4 protein-coding genes are annotated in these 6,351 nt (G+C 66.4%); 2 read left to right on the forward strand and 2 right to left on the reverse strand.

The genetic code is table 11. From position 1 onward, the window contains the following. The coding region (locus tag GEV05_30060; GenBank protein ID MPZ47530.1) for an MmgE/PrpD family protein at positions 1-1,186 on the forward strand (1,186 nt) is incomplete at its 5' end. A gap of 43 nt (positions 1,187-1,229) precedes the next feature. Further along, positions 1,230-2,705, forward strand: coding sequence for a hypothetical protein (locus tag GEV05_30065; protein MPZ47531.1), 1,476 nt, complete (start codon positions 1,230-1,232; stop codon positions 2,703-2,705). Between the two features lie 617 nt (positions 2,706-3,322). Here GEV05_30065 and GEV05_30070 read toward each other — a convergent pair. Both GEV05_30070 and GEV05_30075 read right to left on the reverse strand, forming a co-directional pair. Continuing rightward, entirely contained in the window at positions 3,323-4,621 is a 1,299-nt protein-coding gene (locus GEV05_30070) for a hypothetical protein (protein ID MPZ47532.1), read from the reverse strand. Positions 4,622-4,626: 5 nt separating this feature from the next. Continuing rightward, the gene (locus tag GEV05_30075; protein MPZ47533.1) at positions 4,627-5,994 is read right to left on the reverse strand and encodes an MmgE/PrpD family protein; all 1,368 of its coding nucleotides are present in this window, start codon (positions 5,992-5,994) and stop codon (positions 4,627-4,629) included. Between the last annotated feature and the right edge of the window lie 357 nt (positions 5,995-6,351).

The raw sequence follows: 6,351 nt of genomic DNA on the forward strand, positions 1-6,351 counted from the left end.
CTTCGGCAGCGGCAAGAAGACATCGATGGCGAACGCCGTGCTGGTGAATTCCACTGCCGGCCATGCCTTCGAGCTGGACGACATTCACAAGGAATCCATCATTCACCCCGGGTCGCTCGCGTTTCCGGTCGCGCTGGCATGTGCCGAGCACAAGGGCAACGCCGGCGGACGCGCCCTGCTCGCCGCGATGATCGCAGGCTACGAGGTCGGGGCGCGCGTGGGCAACGCCGCCACGGTGCGACTGCTGCTGAAAGGCTTTCACCCGCAAGGCACTTCGGGTGCATTCGTCGCGGCCGCATCGGCCGCGCACATGCTTAAGCTCGATGCGGCCGCGACGCTACATGCATTCGGCATCGCCGGCTCGCAGGCTGGAGGTCTCATGGCCGCGCAGGAAGGCGCGATGGTCAAGCGCTTCCATTCCGGGCGCGCGGCGCAAAGCGGCGTCTATTCGGTGCTGCTCGCGCAGCGCGGCTTCACCGGCATCGAGGACGTGCTGGAAGCGGCCTATGGCGGCTATCTCGTCACCCACTCCGATCAGCCGGCGCCGCAGAAGCTGACTGCCGGCCTGGGCACGACCTGGGAAACGATGAACGTGGGTTACAAGCCGTACGCTGCCGTGACCAGCATCCATACCGCGCTTGACGCGCTGGCGACGATCATGCGCGACAACAAGCTCTCGGCCGACGACATCGCCGAGATCGAAGCCTCGCTCAGCCAGGCAACCTACGTCCACTGCGCGTGGGAATACAAGGCGCAGGGCGTGACGGCCGCGCAGATGAATCTGTACTACGGGCTGGCGATGATCGCGCTCGACGGCGCCGCGTTCGTCGACCAGTATCGCGAGGAGCGGCTGCGCGATCCGCGCGTGCTGGATCTCGTCCCGCGCATCAAGGCACGGATCGATCCCGAGATCGAAGCGATGGGCGCGCAGTTCCGGCACGGCGCGCGGGTTCGCGTTACCACGCGAGACGGACGCACCCTCAACGCCGAGCTGCTGAACCGCCGCGGCAGCGCAGAGAATCCGCTGCAGCCCGAAGACATCGAGCACAAGTTCCGGCAAGTGGTGCGCTCGTGCCTCGCGCCGGCGCATGTCGAGCGCGTGGTCGCGCTCGTGCACGGCATCGAAAAGCAGACGAGCCTGGACGAGCTGATCGCCATCGTGGGTGCGCCCACGAGGCAGGGCTGAAGTGCAACAAGCGCGTATCTCACGACGAACGAAGGGAGGCACCATGAAGCAAACGATCGCCGCACGACTGTCCGAGCATTTCACCGCCATGCGCCACAGCGCTCTGCCCGCCGAGACGCGCCACGGGGTGAAGCGCCTCCTGCTCGACTACCTGGGTGTCGCGATCGCGGGCAGCCGCAGCGAAAGCGGCCGCATCGCTACGCGCTACGTGCGCGCAATCGGCGGCAAGCCGCAAGCCAGCGTGATCGCCAGCGGTATGCGCGTGCCGATGGAAACGGCCGCATTCGCCAATGCCATTTGCTCGCACAGCATCGAGCTCGACGACATCGACGTGCTCGCGCTGTTCCACTTCAGCCCTCCGGTGTATTCGGCCGCGCTGGCCGCCGCGGAAGCGGCCGATGCGAGCGGACGCGACCTGGTCACGGCGCTTGCCGCCGGCTGCGAAATGATGGAACGCACGAGCAAGGCGACCAACAATGCGCTGCGCAATCGCGGTTTCCATACCACGCCGACTTGCGGCGTGTTCGGCGCGGCGGTCGCTAGCGGCAAGCTGCTCGGACTCGATGCCGAACAGATGACCTCGGCGCTCGGGCTCGCGGGCGCGCAGGCTTCGGGCCTGATGGAAATGTACGGTCCGTCGATGCAGAAGCGCTTCAATCCCGGACCGACCGCACGCAACGGCGTGGCCGCCGCATCGATCGCACGCCAGGGATTCACCGGCACCGACACGATCTTCGAAGGCGAGCGCGGCTTCTGCAATGCGTTCAGCGGCGCTGCCGATCCGGCGGAGCTCACGCGCGGGCTGCATCGCGCCTACAAGCTCGAGATCGAGCACAAGCCGTACTCGTGCGCGCGGCCGATCCACAACGCGATCGATTGCGCGCTCGACATTCGCGCACGTCATAACCCGGATTTGAACGCGATTGCGCGGATCGTCATGGCGCGCCATCCCGACTGGGCGCATTACCATCAGAACGCGACGCCGCAGACCTATCACGAAGCGCAGGTGAGCCTGCCCTTCTCGGTGGCCGTGGCGCTGCGCGACGGGGCGGCGCTGCTCAAGCAGTACAGCGACGCCAACATCGCCAATCCGCTCATCAAGCGCCTTTCGAGCCGGGTGCAGTTCGTGGTGGACAAGAAGCTGCCGCGCGGCGTGTCGTGCAAGATGACGATGGAGATGAACGATGGGCGCAAGCTCGTCTCGCAGGTCGACTATCCGAAGGGTTCGATCCAGAATCCGATGAGCGATGCCGAGCTGCGCGCCAAGTTCGACCATCTGGCGGCGCCGGTGCTCGGCGAAAAGCGCGCCGCCCAGTTGGCGGAACTGGTACAGCGCGTCGAGCGAGCCCCAAGCGTGCGTGCCCTGATGCGGCTCAGTGCCCCCGGCGCGCGTCGGCTCAGCGCCCCTGGCGCGCGTCGGCTCAGTGCCCCCGGCGCGCGTCGGCTCAGCGCCCCTGGCGCGCGTCGGCTCAGCGCCCCTGGCGCGCGTCGGCTCAGCGCCCCTGGCGCGCGTCGTTGAGCGCATCGGCCGATCACGCATCGGTCCAATTTGCCGGATCGAAGCCCCACCGTGTCGAAACAATTTACACCTGCTGCGGCCGCCGGCTTCAACTCCTTGAATTCAGGATGTCATCAAGATAGGCACACACGTTGCTGTATAACGTGTCCCAAGTGCGAGCCGGAGGCAGCCATGAAACTCAACCGCGACATGCTCTATCTCGCAGCGATCGCTGCGCTGTTGATCGCTACCATGCTGCCGGGGGCGGGCTAGGTCGAAAGGCAGCCGGTGCGCCCGAGCGCTCTCGGCTAACGGCACCCGTTCGTGGGTCGGCAGGCGTTTCGCCCGAAATCAGCAAGGCCCAGCCCACTGAATCGAGCACCAGGTCCCGGCCAGGGTCTTCCGTTCCCGAACGCGCTGCACCATAGTCCTTCGCTGCGATAGGCGATGCTTGCCGCCGCGCCCGCCGCGCAGGCGAAATGGATTATGGCATTCGAATAGGCCGCAGCCGTGAGGGGCTAAGTGGTGGCTGCCCGTTGGCCGAAGGCGCCATGCAGTGTCGAGACGGTTTACAAGGCCATCGCAGCCGATTCGCAAGACACTGAATCTATGTGAGCAAATGCCTGGCATGTGCATTGCTACACAGATTGCAAAAAAGCCGAGAGCCATATCATGGTCGAGTTCGTCCGCGATGTGATCATTGCAGTCGCTGTGCTTGCGACACTGATCGCTGTCGCCGTCCATCCCGGTGCCGATGCTGAGCCGAAGCGCCACGGTAGCGCGATCGGTACCGCGGTCGCGGCCAACGTCATGCCTACAGTCGTCGCGCTGTAGATTTCCTTGCGCGTGCCCGCCATGGTGAGATCGGTGAGCGCCGCCTTGCGGATGTGGATGTTCTTGCCCGCCAGATTCCGGATGATGCGATCGGTGGGGGGCACCACGTCCAGCCCCAGGCGGCCGAGATTGTCGACCACCATCGCCGCGCCCCCGCCTGTGGTGGTGAGCACGGCGATGCGGCGGCCCCGAGGGGGACGCGCCCCGCGCAGGAGTTGCGGCGCTTCGATCATCGCCTCCAGGGTATCGACGCGCATGATGCCGTGGCGGCGGAAGAAGGCATTGGCGCTATCGTCGGAGCCCGTCATGGCGCCGGTGTGCGAGGCGGCGAGCTCGCGCGCCACTTCCGATCGGCCGAGCTTGTAGACCGCAACCGGCTTTCCGGCCGCATGGGCCCGGGCTGCAGCCCGAGCCAGCAACTCGGGCTTGCGAATCGTTTCCAGGAACAGCAGGATCACGTCGGTGTCGATATCGTCGACCAGCAGATCGGTGATCTCGCCGACCGAGAGATCGCACTCGTTGCCGACCGATACGAGCTTGGAGAAACCCATCCCGCGCGCCTGGCCGCGCGAAAGCAGCGCGCCCATCACGCTGCCGCTCTGCGACACGAGCCCCACCCGTCCGGGGATGAGCCGGTCGATGTCGAGTACCGCGTTGATCGACAAAGCGCACGGCATGTGCGTGTTGATCGTGCCCATGCAGTTGGGGCCCGTGAGCCGCACGCCGCCTGCGCGCGCCACGGCCACGAGCCGCTCCTGCAGCTTGCGACCTTCCTCGCCGGTTTCGGCAAAGCCGTCGCTGTAGATCGACGCGACCGGAATCCGCTTGCGCACGCATTGCTCGACTACGCCGAGCACGTACTTGCCCGGCACCATGACGAGCGCGTGCTCGATGCCGTCCGGTGCTTCGTCGAGCGACGGGTACGCCGTCTCGCCCAGGCATTCCTTGGCGCTGTTGTTGATCGGAACGATCGTCCCGGTGTAGCCGTGGGTGCGCAGGTAGCGCTGCGGCCGGGCGGTGTTCTTGTTCGGATCGGCGGAGGCGCCGACCAATGCGACGCACCGAGGCGCGAGCAGGGCGCGCGCGAGATTCGAGTCGGACATGCGGATTACGCGCGCAAGAGCGGGCGCAGCGTGCGCACGTCCTTAACCTTCTCCAGCGCCCAGACCGCATCGACCAGCTTGCGCGCACGCGCCTTGCCGAGCACGGGCGCGAGCAGGTGATAGCACTTCTCGTCGACCTCGGCGCGCGTCATCGGATTCTGCGCCGTCCCGCGCACGGCCTTGGTGTGGTGACGAAGCCGGCGTCCATTGCGCAGCGTCAGCGTGACGATGCCCTGACGGCTCGGCATCACTTTCTGCAGCGCCGGATCGCCGATCAACGTGACCTTCCTGCGCAGCGCCTGCACCCTGGGATCCTGCATGCGCGCTTCGTCGTGCGAGGACTCGAAGGTGACGATGCCGTCGATCAGCATGCATGCGACCATGTGCTGCATGCTGATGTCGGGCATGTGACGGTTGTCGGTCGTGTTGGCGCCGGTGATCGAGACCCGCACTTCCACCCGCTCGACGTCGCTGGCGGAGATCGAATGCGTGCGGATCAGCTCCAGCAGCGAGTCGAGCGGCGCCTGGATGGGGCTGCCCACCGACCAGCGCTTGATGTTGGTGTTCATGATCTCGTACACGCGGCCCAGGTCCTGGCCGAGGATCGCGGGATCGCCCAGGCCGCCGTAGGCCACGTAGAAGTTGCGCTCGCCGTCGAAGACGTCGTCGACGGCCGTGAATCCGGCCGCGACCATGCTCGCTGCCGCGGTGCCGTTTCGCGCCGGCATGCCGCCGAAGTCGAACGCCTTCTCGACGTGCTCGGCATCACGCATCCAGCACGCCACGCCCGAGACCTGTTGCGCGGTATAGGAGAGCAGATGCCGCACCTGGGTCTTGTCGAAGCCCGCCATCGCGCCCGCGGCCGCGGCCGCGCCGAATGTCGGGCCGAAGGTATGGGTCGAGTGGCCGGCATCGCGAAAGTCGTACGCTCCGAGCGACAGGCTCAGTCGAGCGCACAAGTCGTAGCCGAGCGCGACCGCGCGCAGCAGTTCCTGGCCGCTGCGCCGGTTGCGCTCCCCCAGCGCGAGCGCGGCGGGCACGACGCCGCAGCCCGGGTGCGTGAGCGAGGCCGCGTGCGAGTCGTCGGTTTCGTCCGCATGCGCGCACATCCCGTTGGCGAGCGCCGCGTTGGTCACCGAGGTGACGATGCGCGAGCCGAGCACCAGCGCTTCCGGCGTGCCGCCCTGGCTTTCGACGTATTCGATCGCCTTCTGCCCGGGATGAAGCCGCGATCCGGAGACGATGGCTGCCAGCGTATCGAGCAGATGATGCTTGGTCTTTTCCTGCACCTTGGCCGGCAGCGCGCGGCGGGGCGCGGCCGCGATGTAGCCGGCCACCTTGTTCATGAGCGGCGAGATCGGGGATTTCTTCATGATGCTTCTTGCTTTGCCTTCCTGCCTGGGTGAAGTCGTTGCAGCCGCGCTTATTGATCATTCGGAAAGTGGTGGCTGACAAGCCGCTTTCCGCAGTACGCGCCCCTCTCCCTTCGGGAGAGGGGCTGGGGGGTGAGACCGGGAATTCGCGAACCATGGTTCGCGCCGGTCGAACGGCATCGGCCTGCATGCCGATGCGCGCACTGCAAGTGAGGGAGCGAGCTGAAACGCATTTTCGAAAGCTCGCTAGACGCCGGAATTCGACAGCCCGCCGTTGATGTGGATGGTCTGACCGGTCATGTAGGCGCCCGCCGGACCGCACAAGGCTCGAACCATGCCGGCGATCTCGAACGAGGT

It is taken from the genome of Betaproteobacteria bacterium (assembly GCA_009377585.1).
In the GTDB taxonomy this organism is placed as follows: domain Bacteria; phylum Pseudomonadota; class Gammaproteobacteria; order Burkholderiales; family WYBJ01; genus WYBJ01.